Here is a 16,609-nt window from a genome sequence, read left to right on the forward strand (position 1 = left end):
GGGTACCGCGTCACGACGGAGCCGCACGAGGACGGTCCTCGTGCGGCTTCCGTGTTCTCGGGCGCATGTTCCCGGGCGCGTGTTCCCTGCAGGGGGGGCGACCCGGGGGTCCACCGATCGGCCGACACCGGGTTCGCACTGGACACCGGCCGCTCGCCCGACGGTGCCGGAAGCCGGTTCGCGAGACCTTTGTGGCACCGGGGAAACACCCCGGGGAACACCACGAAGGAGCTGATCCAGATGATCACCACCACCCCCGCCCCCGCTGCTCCGGTCGCGCAGAAGAACGGCCGCGGCCGCGGCATCGCCCTCGCCGCCGCCGGCCTGCTCGCCGGTGCCGGGATCGCCACCGGTCTCGTGATCGGCCTGGGTGGCACGTCCGAGCAGGCCGTGCCGGCGCCGTCCGGTGCGGTCGTGATCGACGGCGGGTCCGCGCACGGCGGCAGCGCGCACCACCACGTGACCCCGCCGGTGAAGCCCTCGGCCGCGATCGAGAAGCTGCAGAACGAGCTCGCGCAGCTCAACTACTACCAGGGCCCGATCAACGGGATCATGAACGCGCAGACCAGGCAGGCGATCACGTACCTGCAGCGCGACGCGGGGCTGCCGCAGACCGGTGAGATGAACGCCGCCACCCAGGCCGCGCTGGCGAACTTCCTGGCCCACGGCAACAACCAGATGAACGGGATGAACAACTGACGCAGGGACGCCTGACAACAGAAGACGGCACCACCGCGCCGAGGAGCGACGACCCCCACCCACCGTGGACCGGTCGCCGCTCCTCGCCGTCCGCGGGTAACCCGGCGGTCGCGCCGAGCGAGTCAGAGTGGTTCCGGTATCCGCAGAGAGGCACGGCCATGACCGCCGTCGACACCGCAGTTCCCACGCAGAGGCTCGCCCGGATCGCCGGCGGCTGCTACCTGCTCACCTTCGTCTCCATCCCGACGCTGGTCCTCTACGGCCACGTGCACGAGCCGGACTTCCTCACCGGCGGCGCGCCCTGGGAGCCGGTGGTGGTCGGCGGGATCCTGGAGGTGATCGTCGCCGTCGCGTGCATCGGGACCGCTGTCGCGCTGTACCCGGTGCTGCGCCGGTACGCCGAGGCGCGGGCGCTCGGGTTCGTCGCGGCGCGGATCGTCGAGGGGACCGCGATCCTCGTCGGCGTCGCGAGCCTGCTCGCCGTCGTCGCCATGAAGCGGGTCGAAGCGGGCGAGCTGCCGGTCGCCCGGGCGCTCGTCGCCTTCTACGACGCGGACTTCCTGCTCAGCCAGGGGCTGATCCCGGCGGCGAACGCGCTGCTGCTGGGCAGCGTGCTCCACCGGTTCCACCTCGTGCCGCGGGTGCTGGCGCTGATCGGGTTCGCCGGAGCGGCGCTGCTGCTGGCGTCGGACCTCGCCACCCTGTTCGGGCTGTGGGACCGGGTGTCCCCGGTGTCCGCGCTCGCCGCCCTCCCGATCGCGGTGTGGGAGTTCTCGCTCGGCGTGTACCTGGTCGTGAAGGGCGTGCGGGTGGCCGACCCCGGGCCGGGCGGGATCCCTTCGGCGCCGGCCACGGTGTAGGGGTCAGGCTGCCGCACCGGCCCGGGCCGGATCGGCGGGCGTCTTCGGCGGTGCGCCGTGGCGCAGCGCGGCGGCCACCACGGGCGGGGCGAAGAGCGCCGCGGGCGGTGCCATGAGGTGGGTGACCGAGGTGAACGCCAGGTTCGCCCGGTCGTCGACGGCGGCCGCCCGGAGCACGCGGGACACGTAGGCGTTGATGCGGGCCTGGTCGCGCGGACGGGGGCCGGTCGTGCGGGCGTAGGTGAAGTCCGCGCCCGTCGACAGGTGCCACGGGGCATCGGCGATCTTCGCCAGCGCCTTCGGTGCGGCGGCCGCGAGCGAGGGGCCCACGCCGTACCGGTCGACGAGCCGGCCCAGCTCACGCACCTGCAGCAGCGCCGAGCTCATGCCCTGGCCGTAGATCGGGTTGACGCTCGCCACGGTGTCCCCGACCGCCACGAAGCCCGGCACCGGTCGGGCCATCCGCTCCCAGTGCCGGCGCAGGCCGCTGCGGAACGTGTACCGCCGCGGCCGGTCGAGGAACGGCCGGTCGAGCAGCTGCGCGAGGACCGGGTCGGCGAAGGCCGCGGCGGCGTACTCGCGGACCTCCGCAGGGTCGGTGGGTCCGGCCTCGCCGAAGAACGCGCCGAACCCGACCTGCCAGAGCCCGCCCTCCATCGGCAGCGCGATGCCCATGCGCGGGATGCGCGGGGTGTGCTGGACCGCCGCGACCACCGCGCCGTCGAGATCACCTTCCTGCCGCTCGACGAGGAACGACGTGTAGCGGATGTCGACGCCGACCTCCGTGACCGGCGGATCCGGCACCCCGGTGGGCACGCCGCGGCCGCGGCCACCGGCGTCGATCACGAGATCGGCCTCGATCGTCCGCCCGGAGCGCAGCGCGACGCCGTGGACGGCACCGCCGCGCCCGACGGCGGTGGTGACCGTGTCGTGCTCCCGGCGCACGTTCGGGATCCGCTCCACCGCCGCCCACATCTCCTGCTGGATCAACTCGCGGCTGCAGAGGCTCCGGCCCCGTCCGACGTCGGGGAAGCGCAGCTCGTGGCGCACCGCCCCGGCCGCGGCCCAGTGGCACGGGACGTGCGTCGGATCGGGCCCCGGTGGCACCGCACCGCGGACGCGCAGGCGCTCGTCGAGGCCGGGGAACAGCTCGTTCAGGACGAGCGCGCCGGAGAGCAGCATCGCGTGCGGCAGCCCGGCCTGCGGGGGCAGCGCAGGCGCGGGGTGCCGTTCGACGAGGACCACCTCCCCGGCACGGCGCGCCAGCACCGCCGCGGCCGCGAGGCCGGCGATCCCGCCACCCACCACGACGACCCGATCGATCTCCATCGCTGTCACCCCGTCCCTAATTTCGTTACGCTGATACGTTACGATGTAACGTTACAGGCATACGTTAGGCTGTCAAGCGTGGGACGACGGCGGGTGCACGACGAAGCGACCGGCGAGGCGCTCCTCGACGAGGCACTCGCCCTGCTGCGCGCGGGCGGGCCGGAGGCGGTGACCGTGCGGGCGGTCGCCGAGGCGGCCGGCACGAGCGCGCGAGCGGTTTACTCGGTGTTCGGGTCGATCCAGGGCATGCTCGACGCACTGGCGCAGCGCGGGTACGCGCGGCTCGTCGATCTGGTCGCCGCCGTGCCGGAGACCGACGACCCGGCCGGCGACCTGGTGACGGTCGGGATGCAGGGCTTCCGCACGTTCGCGCTCGAGGAACCGGTCCTGTTCCGGCTCACCTTCGAGCAGGTGTCGGCCGAGCTGCTCGAGAACGAGGCCGTGGCGCAGACCGCCTACGACACCTACCGGGCGCTGCGGAGCCGGGTCCGTCGGCTGCGCGCGGCCGGCGGTGTGCACCCCGACCGGACGGACGTGGCGTGCTGCTTCGCCTTCCACGCCACCTGCCAGGGGCTGTGCTCGTCAGAGATGTCCACCTGGCAGCCGCCGGACGGCCCGGGCTTCTGGGGGATGCTCCACGGCGCCGATCTCGCGCCCGTCTGGCACGACACGCTCACCGGGCTGGTGGCGCGGTTCCGGCACCCGCCGGGCGAGGCGGATCAGCCGGGCCAGACCCAGTCGGCGACGTCCGGGGCGTCCACGCCGTAGGTGTAGGCGTGGCGGCGGCAGCGCAGCCGCTCGTCGAGCATGTGCTGGCGCAGCGCCGCGTGCTTGACCGCCAGGCCCGGCACCCGGTCGATGACGTCGGCGACCAGGTGGAACCGGTCCAGGTCATTGCGCATCACCATGTCGAACGGCGTGGTGGTCGTGCCCTCCTCCTTGTACCCGCGTACGTGGATGTTCGAGTGGTTGGTCCGCCGGTAGGTGAGCTGGTGGATCAGCGACGGGTAGCCGTGGTGGGCGAACACGACCGGCTTGTCGGTGGTGAACAACGCGTCGAACTCGCGATCGGCGAGCCCGTGCGGGTGCTCGCGGGCGTCCTGCAGCCGCAGCAGGTCGACGACGTTGACCACCCGCACCTTCAGCTGCGGCAGGTGCTCGCGCAGCAGCGCGGCCGCGGCGAGCGTCTCGATGGTGGGGACGTCGCCCGCGCAGCCGAGCACGACGTCGGGCTCGGCGCCACCGTCGGTGGAGGCCCAGTCCCAGATGCCGATGCCGCGCGCGCAGTGGGCGATCGCCTCGTCGACGGACAACCACTGCGGGCCCGGGTTCTTGCCGGCCACGACGACGTTCACGTAGTCGCGGGTGCGCAGGCAGTGGTCCATCGTCGACAGCAGCGTGTTCGCGTCCGGCGGCAGGTAGACCCGAACGACTTCGGCCTTCTTGTTCAGCACGTGGTCGATGAAGCCGGGGTCCTGGTGGGAGAACCCGTTGTGGTCCTGGCGCCACACATGGCTGGACAGCAGGTAGTTCAGCGACGCGATCGGCCGCCGCCACGGGATGTGCCGGCTGGCCTCCAGCCACTTCGCGTGCTGGTTGAACATCGAGTCGACGATGTGGATGAACGCCTCGTAGCAGTTGAACAGCCCGTGCCGGCCGGTGAGGACGTAGCCCTCCAGCCAGCCCTGGCACAGGTGCTCCGACAGCACCTCCAGCACCCGGCCGTGCTGTGCGGTGTGCTCGTCGGTGGGCAGGATCTCGCCGACGAACTGGCGGTCGGTCGCCTCGAACACCGCCTGCAGCCGGTTCGACGCGGTCTCGTCGGGGCCCACGATGCGGAAGGTGGTCGGGTTGGCCCGCACGACGTCGGCGAGCCAGGCGCCGAGCGTCCCGGTCGCGCTCGCCTGGGTCGCGCCGGGCCGCGGCACGTCCACGGCGTGCTGGGTGAAATCGGGCAGCTTCAGATCGCGCAGCAGCACCCCGCCGTTCGCGTGCGGGATCGCGCTCATCCGCGCGTCGCCCGACGGGGTCAGCGCAGCCAGCTCGGGCCGGGGCGCGCCGTCGTCGTCGAACAGCTCCTCGGGCCGGTACGAGCGCAGCCACGCCTCCAGCTGAGCCCGGTGCTCGGGGTTGTCGCGGGTGCCGGCCAGCGGCACCTGGTGCGCCCGCCAGGTGCCCTCGACCGGCAGACCGTCGACCTCCCGCGGCCCGGTCCAGCCCTTCGGCGTGTGCAGGATCAGCGCGGGCCAGCGCGGCCGGTCCACGCGGCCCTCGGCGGCGAGCTGCTCGGCGGCGCGGGTGCGGATGCGCGCGATCTCCGCGACGATCTCGTCCATCGTCGCGGCCATCCGCTCGTGCACGGCCATCGGGTCCTCGCCGTCGAACCCGCCCTCCACGACGTACAGGCGGTGCCCGTGCCCCTCCAACTGGGCGATCAGCTCCTCGCGGGTGATCCGGGCGGTGACGGTCGCGTTGGCGATCTTGTAGCCGTTGAGGTGCAGGATCGGCAGCACCGTCCCGTCGTGGACGGGGTGCAGGAACTTGTTGCCCTGCCACGACGCGGCCAGCGGACCCGTCTCGGCCTCGCCGTCGCCGATGACGCAGGCGACGAGCAGATCCGGGTTGTCGAACGCAGCCCCGTACGCGTGGGCGAGCGCGTAGCCCAGCTCGCCGCCCTCGTGGATCGAGCCGGGGGTCTCCGGCGCGGCGTGGCTGGGGATGCCGCCGGGGAAGGAGAACTGGCGGAACAGCTCCTTCATGCCGTCCGCGTCCTGCGACACCCGCGAGTACCGCTCCGAGTACGTGCCCTCCAACCACGCCGTCGCCACCACGGCCGGGCCGCCGTGGCCGGGCCCGGTCACGTACAGGACGTGCAGGTCGTCGCGGACGATGACCCGGTTCAGGTGCGCCCACAGGAACGTCAGGCCGGGGGTGGTGCCCCAGTGACCGAGCAGGCGCGGCTTGACGTGCTCCGGGGCGAGCGGCTCGCGCAGCAGCGGGTTGTCCATCAGGTAGATCTGCCCGACGGCCAGGTAGTTCGCCGCCCGCCACCAGGCGTCGAGCAGGCGCAGATCGGTGCGGTCGGCGGAGGCCGGCGCGGGGTGCTCGGTAGTCGTCATGCGGTGCTCCGATCGGCTGGACGGGTGGCGACGAGGGCGCGGGCCTCGTGGGCGACCTCGCTCTCCTCGTCGGTGGGCACGACGAGCACGGCCACGGCGGCGTCGGGCGGGGAGATCGTGCGCGGGCCGGACTCGTCGGCGGTGTTGCGGTGGGGATCGACGGCGATCCCGAGGTGGGCGAGCCCTCGGCAGACCTCGGCGCGCACGGCCGGGTCGTGCTCGCCCACGCCGGCGGTGAACACGAGCGCGTCGAGCCCGCCGAGCGCGGCCGCGTAGGCCCCGACGTGGCAGCGGATGCGGTAGCAGTACAGCTCCAGCGCCTCCGCGGCGGCGCGGTCCCCGGCGTCGGCGCGGCGGTGCACCTCGCGCAGATCGCTCGCCCCGGCCAGGCCGAGCAGCCCGCTGCGGCGGGTGAGCAGGTCCTCGATCTGTTCGGCCGGCAGCCCGGCCTCACGGTGCAGGTGGAACACCACGCCCGGGTCGGCGTCGCCGGCTCGGGTTCCCATGACCAGCCCGTTCAGCGGGGTGAGCCCCATCGACGTGTCGACGGAGCGGCCCCCGGAGACCGCGGCGGCGCTCGCCCCGTTGCCCAGGTGCAGGCTGACCATGGCGAGGTCCGTGAGCGGGCGGCGCAGGTGCTCGGCGGCGCGGCGGGCGACGTAGGCGTGGGAGATGCCGTGGAACCCGTAGCGCCGGATACCGTAGCGGTCGGCGAGCTCGCGGGGCAGCGCGTAGCGGTGCGCCCGCGCAGGCATCGTGTGGTGGAAGGCGGTGTCGAACACGGCGACCTGCGGCACCCCGGGGTAGTGCTCGCGGGCCACGTGGATCCCGCTGATCCCGGCCGGGTTGTGCAGCGGCGCGAGCGGGGTGAGCTCCTCCAAGGCGGCCAGCACGCCGTCGTCGACGAGGGTGGCCTCGGTGAACCGGGCGCCGCCGTGCACGATCCGGTGCCCGACGGCCAGCAGCTGGTCCTCAGGGTGGCCCAGCTCGGCGAACAGCAGCCGGTATCCGGCGGCGTGATCGTCGATCCGCTCCTCGACGACGCGTTCGTCGCCCCCGCTGCGGTGGACCAGCCGCGACCCGGTCTCGCCGATCCGCTCGACCAGGCCGCCGGCGACCGCCGCGCCGGATTCGTCGAGCAGCCGGTACTTGATCGTCGACGAGCCCGCGTTGAGGACCAGGACGTCGCTCATCGCCGGTCACGCTCCTCGGTGCTACCGGTGTCGGTCACCCTCGCCCCTCTCGGCACGACCCGCTCTCATCCTGTCCCGGTCCGGCGGTGTCCGCAGTACGGCAACCGCGTGGCCGCCCATCCGGTGAGCGCGGCGACCACCGCGGCCATGACGAGCCCGCCGAGCGCCCCGATCGCGGCGACCAGCGGTCCCGGTTGCCCGGACTGCCACAACGGGCCGGTCACGGTCGCGAACGCGAGCAGCCCGGCCACCCAGGCCGCGGCCGTCGCGGGGATCCACCAGGCGGCTGCGAGCACGACCCGGCGCAGCACCAGCCACTGCGCGGTGCCGATCGACGCGAGCAGGGCGGTGCCGAGCAGGAGCCCGCCCGCGACGCCCGTCAGGGCAGCGCCGATCGCGGCGGGGACGAGGAAGCCGAGCGCCTCGGCTGCGGTCGCCGTCCGCCACCAGTGCCACCAGAGCGCGGACGTGCGCATCGGCTGCCGCATCCGAACCGTCCTCCGGTGGGGTGGTGTCCGCCCTGATGATCTGCCGGGGCGCGCTGCCCGGGGCAGGGCCGCAAGGCCCGGACCGATCGGGTCGAGAGCGCCCGGGCTCCCAGGCCACCCGGCGCGGTGGGGTCGTCCCGCACGTCGGGGTGGTGATCGACGTCGCCTGACCGACCGGGGCGGGGCATGCGCCCGCGGGCCTGTGCGCTGCCGGGAGCGCCCGGCATGATGACGTTCGGTACGGCTGCGTGTTCGCGAGGAGCATCGATGTCTGGTTCGACCGGAGGTGAGCCGCTCAAACCCGGTCTGCTGTCCGGGTTGCGGCTCGACGAGCTGCTGCGCGAGGTGCAGGACCGGCTCGCGGAGATCATCGCCACCCGGGACCGGATGCAGGGGTTGCTGGACGCCGTGCTGGCGGTGGGTGCCGGGCTGGAGCTGGACACGACGCTGCGGCGGATCGTGGAGGCCGCGGCGGAGCTGGTGGATGCCCGCTACGGGGCGCTGGGCGTGCTCGGCCCGGGCGGCGGGATCTCCCGGTTCGTCTACGTCGGCATCGACGACGAGACCCGGGCCAAGGTGGGGCGGCTGCCGGAGGGCAAGGGGCTGCTCGGGCAGCTGATCGTGGACCCGCATCCGCTGCGGCTGCCCGATCTGTCCGCGCACCCGGCGTCGGTGGGCTTCCCGCCGCACCATCCGCCGATGCGCACGTTCCTGGGCGTGCCGGTGCGGGTGCGGGACGCGGTGTTCGGCAACCTCTACCTGACCGAGAAGGCGGGCGGGCAGGAGTTCACCTCGGCCGACGAGGTCGTGGTGCAGGCGCTCGCGGCGGCGGCCGGGATCGCGGTGCAGAACGCTGACCTGTTCGAGCAGACCAAGCTGCGGCAGCGGTGGCTGGAGGCGACCGCGGAGATCCGGGCCGAGCTGCTCGCGGGCGCCACGGAGGAGGACGCGCTGCTGCTGGTGGCGCAGCGGGCGCTGGAGCTGACCCGGGCCGAGGCCACGTTCATCGCGCTCGGCCCGCACGACGACGGTTCCTTCACGATCGCCGCCCGGCGCGGCTACGGCGCCCACCCGGCGGACCGGGTCGAGCCCGGCCACCCGCTGCTCACCCAGGTCGCGGACTCGGGTTCGGTGGTGCTCGCCGACGTCGCCCACGAGCTGCTGGTCGACCCCGTCGCGCGGGAGCAGTTCGGTCCGGTGATGGCCGTGCCGCTGCAGGCCACGGAGTCCATCTGGGGTGTCCTGGTCGCGGTGCGCACCCGAGGTGACCAGCCGTTCCAGCCCGGCGAGGTGGAGCTGCTCACCTCGTTCGCCGAGCAGGCGACGCTGGCGCTGGACCTGGGGGAGAAGAACAAGGCGCAGCAGCAACTGGCGGTGTTCGCCGACCGCGACCGGATCGCGCGCGACCTGCACGACCACGTCATCCAGCGGCTCTTCGCGACCGGGCTGGCCCTGCAGAGCACCCTGCGGCGCACCGACGATCCCGTCGTGCAGCGGCGCATCCAGCGGGCCGTCGACGATCTCGACATGACCGTGCGGGAGATCCGCACCGCGATCTTCGACCTGCACACCTCCGGCGAGGGTGAGGCCGGTGGGCTGCGGCGCAGACTGCTCGACACGGCCACCCAGGCCGCGTCCGGGTCGAGCATCACGCCGACCGTGCGCATCTCCGGTGCGGTGGACACGCTGGTCCCGCAGGACGTCGGGGCGCACGCGGTGGCCGTCGTGCGGGAGGCGGTGAGCAACGCGATCCGGCACGCCCGGCCGAAGGAGGTCGTGCTCACCGTGGAGGCGACCGAGCAGGAGCTGCTCGTGGACGTGTGCGACGACGGGATCGGGATCGATCCCGGAGTGGCCCGCAGCGGGCTGCACAACCTGGAGGAACGCGCGCTGGAGTGCGGCGGCGAGTTCGCGGTGCGGCCGAACGGTGCGTCCGGCACCCGGCTCACCTGGCGCGTTCCGCTCGCCAAGCGTTGAGGGGCCGCGGGCACTGCTGCCCGTCGTGCCCGCGGCCCGTCATCGCAGGACCGCCGCGCGGTGGTGCGCGTCCGCGCGCGGTCGAGGTCGGGTGGTTGTGTCGTCGGGCATGCCGCGACTCGGGTGCGCAGAGCTCGGGTGCGCAGAGCTGGAGTGCGCAGTGCTCAGGTGCCGGCAGCTCAGTTGTGCTGGCGGCCCCGCAGCTCAGCGGCGTACACGGCGGCTTCGGTGCGCCGGGACATGCCGAGCTTGTGCAGGAGCGAGGACACGTAGTTCTTGACGGTCTTCTCGGCGAGGTACATCTCCTCGCCGATCTGGCGGTTGGTGAGCCCGTCGGCGATCAGGTCGAGGATGCGCCGCTCCTGAGGGCTCAGCGAGGCGTAGCGCGGGTCCTCGGGTTCGTCGCCGCGCCGCAGCCGCTCGAGGACGACGGCGGTGGCCTTCGGGTCGAGCAGCGACCCGCCGGCCGCGACCGTGCGGACCGCACCGACCAGGTCGACGCCGCTGACCTGCTTGAGCAGGTAGCCGGACGCGCCGGCCATGATCGCCCCGAAGAGCGCCTCGTCGTCGGAGTACGACGTCAGCATCAGGCACGCCGGGGGCGGGGTGACCGACGAGCGGATCTCGCGGCACACCGTCACGCCCTCGCCGTCGGGCAGGCGGACGTCGAGGATGGCGACGTCGGGCCGCAGCGCGGGGATGCGCGCCATGGCCTGCGCGGCGGTGGCGGCCTCGCCGACGACCTCGATGTCGTCCTCGAGCTCGAGCAGCTGTGCGATGCCCCTGCGGACGATCTCGTGGTCGTCGAGCAGGAACACGGAGATGGTCATGTCGGTGGCCTCCTGTCAGCTGCTGGGAAGACAGTACGACGGTTACCCATGGTCCGGCACTCCCGCGGACGTCCCTTGATCGCGGGTCGAAGGTCCCTCGACGGCGGGCCGCTCGGCTCGCAACCTGACGACAGGGGCGGTGCGGTGCGGGCCGGTTCGCCGTAACCTGCGCCCGGGGCCGTTGGTCCGTGCCGGACGCGACCTGCGCCCCTGCCCGCGCGCACGCGGCCGCGTGAGGGTGGGGGAGGACCCCGGTCGAGACGCTTGGAGGCGCTGATGCCCACCGATCCCGATCCGCGACCGGTCGTGGCCGCGGTCGACGAGTCCGGATCGTCCCGGGACGCCGCGCTGTGGGCGGCCGACCTGGCCGCCGACTGGTCGGCGCCGCTGCACCTGCTGCACGTGCCCGAGGGGGATCCGCAGGACCCGCCGAGACCGGCCCCGGACTGGCTGGCCGAGCTGGCCGACGGCGCGCGGCGGTCCGGTGCCGACCCGGTGACGACGGAGGTGCAGCCCGGCGAGGTCGTCCCGACCGTCGCCGGCCGCGCGGTCGGCGCCCGGATGGTGGTGCTGGGAAGCTACGGCCGGGGCGCCGCCGCGGGCATGCTGGCCGGGTCGGTCGCGCTCGGCGTCGCCGGGCGGGTGGCCTGCCCGATCGCGGTCGTGCGCGGGTCGGCGTCGCAGCTGCCGCCGCCGCGCAGCGGCCCGGTCGTCGTCGGCGTGGACGACTCGCCGGCCGGCTCGGCCGCAGTGGCGTTCGCCGCCGATCTCGCCGAGTCACTCGGGACCGAGCTGCTCGCGGTGCACGCCTGGACCGACGTCGTCGTCGATCCCGAGGGCGTCCCGGTGCGGCGACGCGAGTCGCCCACGGAGCTGGCCGCGGAGGCCGAGGAGGTCCTGGACCGGCGCCTGCAGCCGGTCCTCGCCGCGCAGCGCCGCTCCTCGGTGGTGCGGCGGTTGGTGGAAGGCACCCCGCTGCAGGTGCTGCTCGACGCCGGGCGCTCCGCGCGGGTGCTGGTCGTCGGCACCCGCGGCCGCACCGGGTTCACGGGGATCCTGACCGGCTCGACCAGCACCGCGCTGATCGGCTTCGCACCCTGCCCGGTGATCGTCGTGCACCCGCGGGCCACGAACGGCGAACGGACCGGGGAAACCGTCTCTGGGGAGGTGTCGGCATGAGCCGCATCGGTGAGGCTCTGTCCACGACGTCGTCGCTGGTGGTCGGGCTGCTGCTGGCAGTCGCGGTCATCCTGTGGGCCGCGGTGGCGGGTCTGGTCCTGGGGATCGCCTCGCTGATCCAGCGCGCACTGGGCTGAACTGATCGGTCAGGGCATCGACTGATCAGGCAGGGCACGGGCTCGAGGTGAAGAGGGAGTCGGGTCCGTGCCCGGCCCATGAAATCAAGGCCCGGAACCCCGGCCGGGAACCAGGGCCCTTGCACAACGAACGGCGCTTTCGTACGTGGTGGTGCTTACGGAAGTGCCGTTCGTAGGTTCTCGGGCCGCGCTGTGCCGGGAGGCCGGGGCTGGCGGGGAGTCCGGGCTCATGAGTCCGGGCACGGGATGAGTCCGGGCACGCGGGCCCGGCCTAACCCACCCGCACGCTGCCGGTCTCACCCAGCCGCAGCTGCGGCAGCCCCGAGGTCTGGTCCGGCCGGTGGGTGACGATGATCGCCGCCCGGTCCTCGGTGGCCGCGAGGATCTCCTGCGCCAGCGCGTCCGCGGTGTGGGGGTCCAGGTGTGCGGTCGGCTCGTCGTAGATCGTGATCGGCCGGTTCGCGAGCAGCGTGCGGGCGATGCCGATGCGCTGCCGCTCCCCGCCGGAGACGGCGCCGCCGTGCTCGCCGATCGGGGTGTCGAGCCCCTCGGGCAGGCTGTCGAACCAGTCGCCGAGCCGCGCGGCGCGCAGGGCGGCGATGAGGGTCTCGTCGTCGACGTCGTCCGGGTCCGGAGCAGCCAGCGCGAGGTTGGCCCGTAGCGTGGAGTCGAACAGGTGCGCCTGCGGCCCGCACCACGCGACCGCCTGCCGCACCTGCGCAGGGGCGAGATCGGCGGCGTCGCGGCCGTCGGCCAGCACCCGGCCCGACACGGGCGGCAGCGTGCGCATGAGCGCGGCCACCACCGTCGACTTCCCGCACCCGGACGGCCCGGTGATCACGAGCCGCCGGTGCGGGCCGACGTCGAGCGTCACCCCGCGGACCGCGTCCCGGTCGGCGCCCGGCCAGCGGACGGTCAGCTCCTCCGCCCCGAGGCGGCGCGGGGTGCCGACGGGCGCGGCGGGGCGGTCGGGCACGGTCTCGGGGGCGCGCTGCAGCTCGGCGAGCCGCTGCGCGGCCGGGGTGGCGGTGAGCAGCCGCATCGCCGCGTCGGGCAGTGCGGCCACGACGTCGCCGAGCGCGAGCGGGGTCAGGGCGAGCACCGCGAGCGTCGGCCCGGGCAGCTGCCCGGCGCGCAGAGCGGCGATCCCGACGACGGTCGCGACGACCGACGTCGCCCCGATCGCCAGGACGGATGCGCCGGAGCCGAGCCCGCGCGCCACCGCACCGCGGCGCAGGAGGTCCCGCAGCCGCAGGTCGGCGTCCACGACGCCGCGCAGGCGCCGGTCGGCGGCACCGAACACGATCAGGTCGGGGGCGGCCTCCAGCAGTTCCAGGGTGCGGGCGCTCACCCGCCCGCGCGCGTCCGCGGTGCGGCGTTCGCTGCGCAGCGCGGCCCACGCCGTGAGCGCGGGTGCGATGACCGCGGCCGCGACGAAACCGATCGCCGCGACGACGCCGGCGGCCGGCAGCACCGCCGCCATGCAGGCGACCACGCCGATCCCGACCACGGTCGAGGCGCCCACGGGCACGATCACGCGGGCGACCAGGTCCTGCTGCGCGTCCACGTCGCCGACGAGGCGGGTGAGCAGGTCGCCGCGGCGCAGCCGCGCGGTGCCGGCCGGTCCGATGCGCACCAGCGCTTCCCAGATGTGCACCCGCAGCGCGGTCCCGGCGCGCAGCGCGACGTCGTGGGTGACCAGGCGTTCGGCGTAGCGGAGCACGCCCTTGCCGATGCCGAACGCCCGGACCGCGACGATCGCGACCATCAGCGTGAGCACCGGCGGCTGCAGCGCCGCCATCGAGATCAGCCACGCGGACGTGGCGGTGAGCGCGACGCCGCTGCCCAGCGCGAGCGCGCCGAGCGCGACCGCCAGGACGACCCGGCCGCGCAGCGGGCGGACGACCTCCAGCGCCGCCCGCAGTGCAGGGAGCGGGGCGATCCGACCGACCGGGTGACGGTCGCCCGTCACCCGGTCGGCGTGTCCCGGATTCGGGGGGCGGTCCTCCGGGACATCCGTGCGGCCGGTGGGCGGCTGCCCGCCGGCCGGAACCTGGGCGGGATGCCGCTCCTGCCGCTGCGGTGCGCCGAGGTCGAGGACCCGGTCGCACGCGGCCAGCACCTCGTTACGGTGGCTGACGACGACGGCCGTCCGACATGCGGTGATCGCCGGGAGCGCGGCGATGATGGCGGCCTCGGTCTCGGCGTCGACGCCCTCGGTGGGCTCGTCCAGCAGGAGCAGCGGGCGGTCCGCCAGCACGGCCCGCGCCAGTGCGACGCGCCGCCGTTGCCCGGTGGACAGGCCGCTGCCGCCCTCGCCGACCGGTGTGTCGAGCGTCAGGCCGGGATCATCGAGCAGGGCCGCGGCCCGCGCGGCCGCCGTCACCTCCGCGACGCTCGCCCGCGGGTTGCCGAGGCGGATGTTGTCGGCGACCGTTCCGGCCACCAGCACCGGCCGCTGCGGCACCCACGCGACGCGGCGCAGCCAGGCGTCGCGCGGGACGTCGGCCAGATCGATGTTGCCGACGAGGACGGCGCCCTCGTCCGGGCGGCGCAGCCCGAGCAGCAGGTCGAGCAGCGTCGACTTGCCGGCGCCGCTCGCCCCGCGCACCCCGAGCACGGTGCCGGGATCGACGTGCAGATCGAGCCCGTCGAGCACCCGGCCGCCCCGCCCGTCGACGACGACGCCGCGCAGCCGCAGCGGCGCGTCCGCCGGGTCGGGCACCGGCACCGACGCGTCCCGCGGAGTCTCGGCGGGCGTCTCCAGCACCGCGAACGTCTCCGCGGCCGCGGCCAGGCCCTCCGCGGAGTCGTGGAAGCGCGCCCCGACCGCCCGCAGCGGTAGGTACACCTCGGGCGCGAGGATCAGGACCAGCAGGCCGGTCGCGAGGTCGAGGCGGCCCTCGACCAGCCGCAGGCCGATCGACACCGCCACCAGCGCGACGGACAGCGTCGCGAGCAGCTCCAGGACCAGCGCGGACAGGAACGCCACCCGCAGCGTCCGCATCGTGGTGCGGCGGTAGGCGTCGGCGAGCTCGCGGATCCGCCCGGCCTGGCGGTGTTCCCGGCCGAACGCGACCAACACGTCCAGGCCGGCGACGACGTCGAGGAAGTGGTGGCCGAGGACGGCCAGGCTGCGCCACTGCCGCTTGGTCTGCCGCTCGGTGTGCAGCCCGACGAGGATCATGAACACCGGGATCAGCGGCACGGTCAGCGCCACGATGAGCCCGGACAGCGGATCGGCGAACAGGATCCGCGCCGCGACGACGGCCGGCACGACCGCGGCCACCAGCAGGGCCGGCAGGTAGCGGCTGAAGTAGCCGTCGAGGCCGTCGAGCCCGCGGGTGGCGAGCGTGGCGATCTCCGCGGTCGGCGGGACCTCCGGGCGGCGGGGGCCGAGCCGCAGCACGTGCGCGAGCAAGCTGCGGCGCAGCTCCCCGATGACGTCGGCGGCCGCGCGGTGGGCGGCCACCTCGCCCGCCCACGACAGGAGCGCTCGACCCACGACCACCGCGAGCAGCGCGCCGAGCGCGGGGGCCAGGACGTCCAGCGCGGCCCCGCCGAGGAAGGCGTCGGCCAGGACCCCGGACAGCAGCTGCGCCTGGGCGAGCACGAGCACCGCCGCGAGGACAGCGACACCCGCGGTCAGCAGGACGAACCGGCGCGCGGCGGACGCGTGCCGCAGCAGTCGTGGGTCGAGCGGCTTCATGGCGTGGTGGGGGTGGTGGCGGGACCGGCGGTCCCGGCCGACCCGGTGGTGGACTCGGTCGTGCGCGCGAGCGGCGGCAGCCCGCCCGACGGCGGGATGTCGGCCCGGCCGATGCGCTTGCGGAAGACCCAGAACGTCCAGGCCTGGTAGGCCAGCACGATCGGGGTCATGATCACGGCGACCCAGGTCATGATCGTCAGCGTGTACGGGGTGGACGCCGCGTTGGCGGTCGTCAGGCTGAACGCCGGGTCGATCGTCGACGGCAGCACGTTCGGGTAGAGCGAGCCGAACAGGGTGACCGTCACCCCGATGATCGCCACCGCCGTGGCCGTGAACGCCCAGCCGTCGCGGCCGCGCAGCGTGAGCGCGAGCCCGGCGAGCAGGCCGACCGCGGCCACCGCCGCCGACACGGCCGTCCACATGACGCCCTTGTCGAGCAGCGTCCAGGCCAGGAACGCGCCACCCGCGACGACGGCGGTGCCGCCCACGGCGGGCACGACGTGGCGGGCCCGGTCGCGGACCTCACCGGTCGTCTTCAGGGCGAGGAACACCGCGCCGTGGAAGGTGAACAGCGCCAGCGTCGCCACGCCGCCCAGCAGCGCGTACGGGTTGAGCAGGGTCAGCAGCGTGCCGGTGTACTCGTGGTCCGCGTCGAGCGGCACGCCGTGGACGATGTTCGCGAACGCCACGCCCCACAGCAGCGCCGGCAGTGCGGACGACGCGGTGATCGCGATGTCCCAGTTGCGCCGCCACCGAGGGCTGTCGAACTTGCCCCGGTACTCGAACGCGACCCCGCGCACGATCAGCGCGATCAGGATCAGCAGCAGCGCCAGGTAGAAGCCGGAGAACAGCGAGGCGTACCACTCGGGGAAGGCGGCGAAGGTGGCGCCGCCCGCGACGAGCAGCCACACCTCGTTGCCGTCCCAGACCGGGCCGATCGTGTTGATCGCGACGCGCCGGTCGGTGTCGGTCTTGCCGACGACCGGCAGCAGGGTGCCGACGCCGAAGTCGAATCCCTCCAGGACGAAGTAGCCGGTCCACAGGACGGCGATGAGCAGGAACCAGATGTCGGTGAGCTCCATGCCGGTC

Annotated in this window: 13 protein-coding genes; 6 read left to right on the plus strand and 7 right to left on the minus strand. The window is 74.2% G+C overall.

Annotated elements, in window-relative coordinates; translation table 11 throughout:
- Positions 1-240: 240 nt before the first annotated feature.
- Entirely contained in the window at positions 241-699 is a 459-nt protein-coding gene (locus BUE41_RS15485; RefSeq protein WP_073457817.1) for a peptidoglycan-binding domain-containing protein, read from the plus strand.
- Between the two features lie 158 nt (positions 700-857).
- The gene (locus BUE41_RS15490; RefSeq protein ID WP_073457818.1) at positions 858-1,559 is read left to right on the plus strand and encodes a DUF4386 domain-containing protein; all 702 of its coding nucleotides are present in this window, start codon (positions 858-860) and stop codon (positions 1,557-1,559) included.
- Positions 1,560-1,562: 3 nt separating this feature from the next.
- Here the strand turns inward: BUE41_RS15490 and BUE41_RS15495 are convergent, their stop codons facing one another.
- Positions 1,563-2,888 (minus strand): FAD-dependent oxidoreductase, encoded by a 1,326-nt coding sequence (locus BUE41_RS15495; RefSeq protein ID WP_073457819.1) that lies wholly within the window; start codon positions 2,886-2,888, stop codon positions 1,563-1,565.
- A 78-nt stretch (positions 2,889-2,966) separates the two neighbouring features.
- Between BUE41_RS15495 and BUE41_RS15500 the strand changes: the two genes are divergently transcribed.
- Positions 2,967-3,656 carry a TetR/AcrR family transcriptional regulator gene (locus BUE41_RS15500; protein WP_159444915.1) on the plus strand — a complete coding sequence of 230 codons (690 nt, stop codon included), beginning with the start codon at positions 2,967-2,969 and terminating at the stop codon, positions 3,654-3,656.
- Here BUE41_RS15500 and BUE41_RS15505 read toward each other — a convergent pair.
- From BUE41_RS15505 to BUE41_RS15515, 3 genes are all read right to left on the minus strand, one after another.
- The gene (locus BUE41_RS15505; protein WP_073457821.1) at positions 3,608-6,007 is read right to left on the minus strand and encodes a phosphoketolase family protein; all 2,400 of its coding nucleotides are present in this window, start codon (positions 6,005-6,007) and stop codon (positions 3,608-3,610) included. The genes BUE41_RS15500 and BUE41_RS15505 overlap by 49 nt on opposite strands.
- A complete protein-coding gene (locus tag BUE41_RS15510; RefSeq protein ID WP_073457822.1) occupies positions 6,004-7,200 on the minus strand; it encodes an acetate/propionate family kinase in 1,197 nt (398 codons plus the stop codon). The genes BUE41_RS15505 and BUE41_RS15510 overlap by 4 nt, the downstream gene beginning before the upstream one ends.
- 65 nt (positions 7,201-7,265) lie before the next feature.
- Positions 7,266-7,688, minus strand: a complete 423-nt coding sequence (locus BUE41_RS15515) for a hypothetical protein (protein WP_073457823.1) — start codon at positions 7,686-7,688, stop codon at positions 7,266-7,268.
- 267 nt (positions 7,689-7,955) lie between these two features.
- Here BUE41_RS15515 and BUE41_RS15520 point away from each other — a divergent pair, with 267 nt between their 5' ends.
- Positions 7,956-9,665 carry a sensor histidine kinase gene (locus BUE41_RS15520; protein WP_073457824.1) on the plus strand — a complete coding sequence of 570 codons (1,710 nt, stop codon included), beginning with the start codon at positions 7,956-7,958 and terminating at the stop codon, positions 9,663-9,665.
- 179 nt (positions 9,666-9,844) lie between these two features.
- On the opposite strand, the gene BUE41_RS15525 is transcribed toward BUE41_RS15520, so the two are convergent.
- Positions 9,845-10,495 (minus strand): response regulator, encoded by a 651-nt coding sequence (locus BUE41_RS15525; RefSeq protein WP_073457825.1) that lies wholly within the window; start codon positions 10,493-10,495, stop codon positions 9,845-9,847.
- Between the two features lie 276 nt (positions 10,496-10,771).
- On the opposite strand from BUE41_RS15525, the gene BUE41_RS15530 reads away from it, so the two are divergent.
- The gene (locus BUE41_RS15530; RefSeq protein WP_073457902.1) at positions 10,772-11,674 is read left to right on the plus strand and encodes a universal stress protein; all 903 of its coding nucleotides are present in this window, start codon (positions 10,772-10,774) and stop codon (positions 11,672-11,674) included.
- The gene (locus BUE41_RS30795; protein ID WP_159444916.1) at positions 11,671-11,811 is read left to right on the plus strand and encodes a hypothetical protein; all 141 of its coding nucleotides are present in this window, start codon (positions 11,671-11,673) and stop codon (positions 11,809-11,811) included. The genes BUE41_RS15530 and BUE41_RS30795 overlap by 4 nt, the downstream gene beginning before the upstream one ends.
- 271 nt (positions 11,812-12,082) lie before the next feature.
- Here the strand turns inward: BUE41_RS30795 and cydD are convergent, their stop codons facing one another.
- Entirely contained in the window at positions 12,083-15,520 is a 3,438-nt protein-coding gene (gene cydD, locus BUE41_RS15535) for a thiol reductant ABC exporter subunit CydD (protein ID WP_073457826.1), read from the minus strand.
- Positions 15,517-16,602, minus strand: a complete 1,086-nt coding sequence (gene cydB, locus BUE41_RS15540; protein ID WP_073457827.1) for a cytochrome d ubiquinol oxidase subunit II — start codon at positions 16,600-16,602, stop codon at positions 15,517-15,519. Before cydB ends, cydD begins: the two co-directional genes overlap by 4 nt.
- Positions 16,603-16,609: the final 7 nt, after the last annotated feature.

It is taken from the genome of Pseudonocardia thermophila (genome assembly GCF_900142365.1).
In the GTDB taxonomy this organism is placed as follows: domain Bacteria; phylum Actinomycetota; class Actinomycetes; order Mycobacteriales; family Pseudonocardiaceae; genus Pseudonocardia; species Pseudonocardia thermophila.

Coding starts and splice junctions, on each gene's coding strand:
- BUE41_RS30795 (WP_159444916.1), top strand. CDS start 11,671: ATGAGCCGCATCGGTGAGGCTCTGTCCACGACGTCGTCGCTGGTGGTC.
- BUE41_RS15525 (WP_073457825.1), bottom strand. CDS start 10,495: ATGACCATCTCCGTGTTCCTGCTCGACGACCACGAGATCGTCCGCAGG.
- BUE41_RS15510 (WP_073457822.1), bottom strand. CDS start 7,200: ATGAGCGACGTCCTGGTCCTCAACGCGGGCTCGTCGACGATCAAGTAC.
- BUE41_RS15515 (WP_073457823.1), bottom strand. CDS start 7,688: ATGCGGCAGCCGATGCGCACGTCCGCGCTCTGGTGGCACTGGTGGCGG.
- cydB (WP_073457827.1), bottom strand. CDS start 16,602: ATGGAGCTCACCGACATCTGGTTCCTGCTCATCGCCGTCCTGTGGACC.
- BUE41_RS15505 (WP_073457821.1), bottom strand. CDS start 6,007: ATGACGACTACCGAGCACCCCGCGCCGGCCTCCGCCGACCGCACCGAT.
- cydD (WP_073457826.1), bottom strand. CDS start 15,520: ATGAAGCCGCTCGACCCACGACTGCTGCGGCACGCGTCCGCCGCGCGC.
- BUE41_RS15520 (WP_073457824.1), top strand. CDS start 7,956: ATGTCTGGTTCGACCGGAGGTGAGCCGCTCAAACCCGGTCTGCTGTCC.
- BUE41_RS15495 (WP_073457819.1), bottom strand. CDS start 2,888: ATGGAGATCGATCGGGTCGTCGTGGTGGGTGGCGGGATCGCCGGCCTC.
- BUE41_RS15485 (WP_073457817.1), top strand. CDS start 241: ATGATCACCACCACCCCCGCCCCCGCTGCTCCGGTCGCGCAGAAGAAC.
- BUE41_RS15490 (WP_073457818.1), top strand. CDS start 858: ATGACCGCCGTCGACACCGCAGTTCCCACGCAGAGGCTCGCCCGGATC.
- BUE41_RS15530 (WP_073457902.1), top strand. CDS start 10,772: ATGCCCACCGATCCCGATCCGCGACCGGTCGTGGCCGCGGTCGACGAG.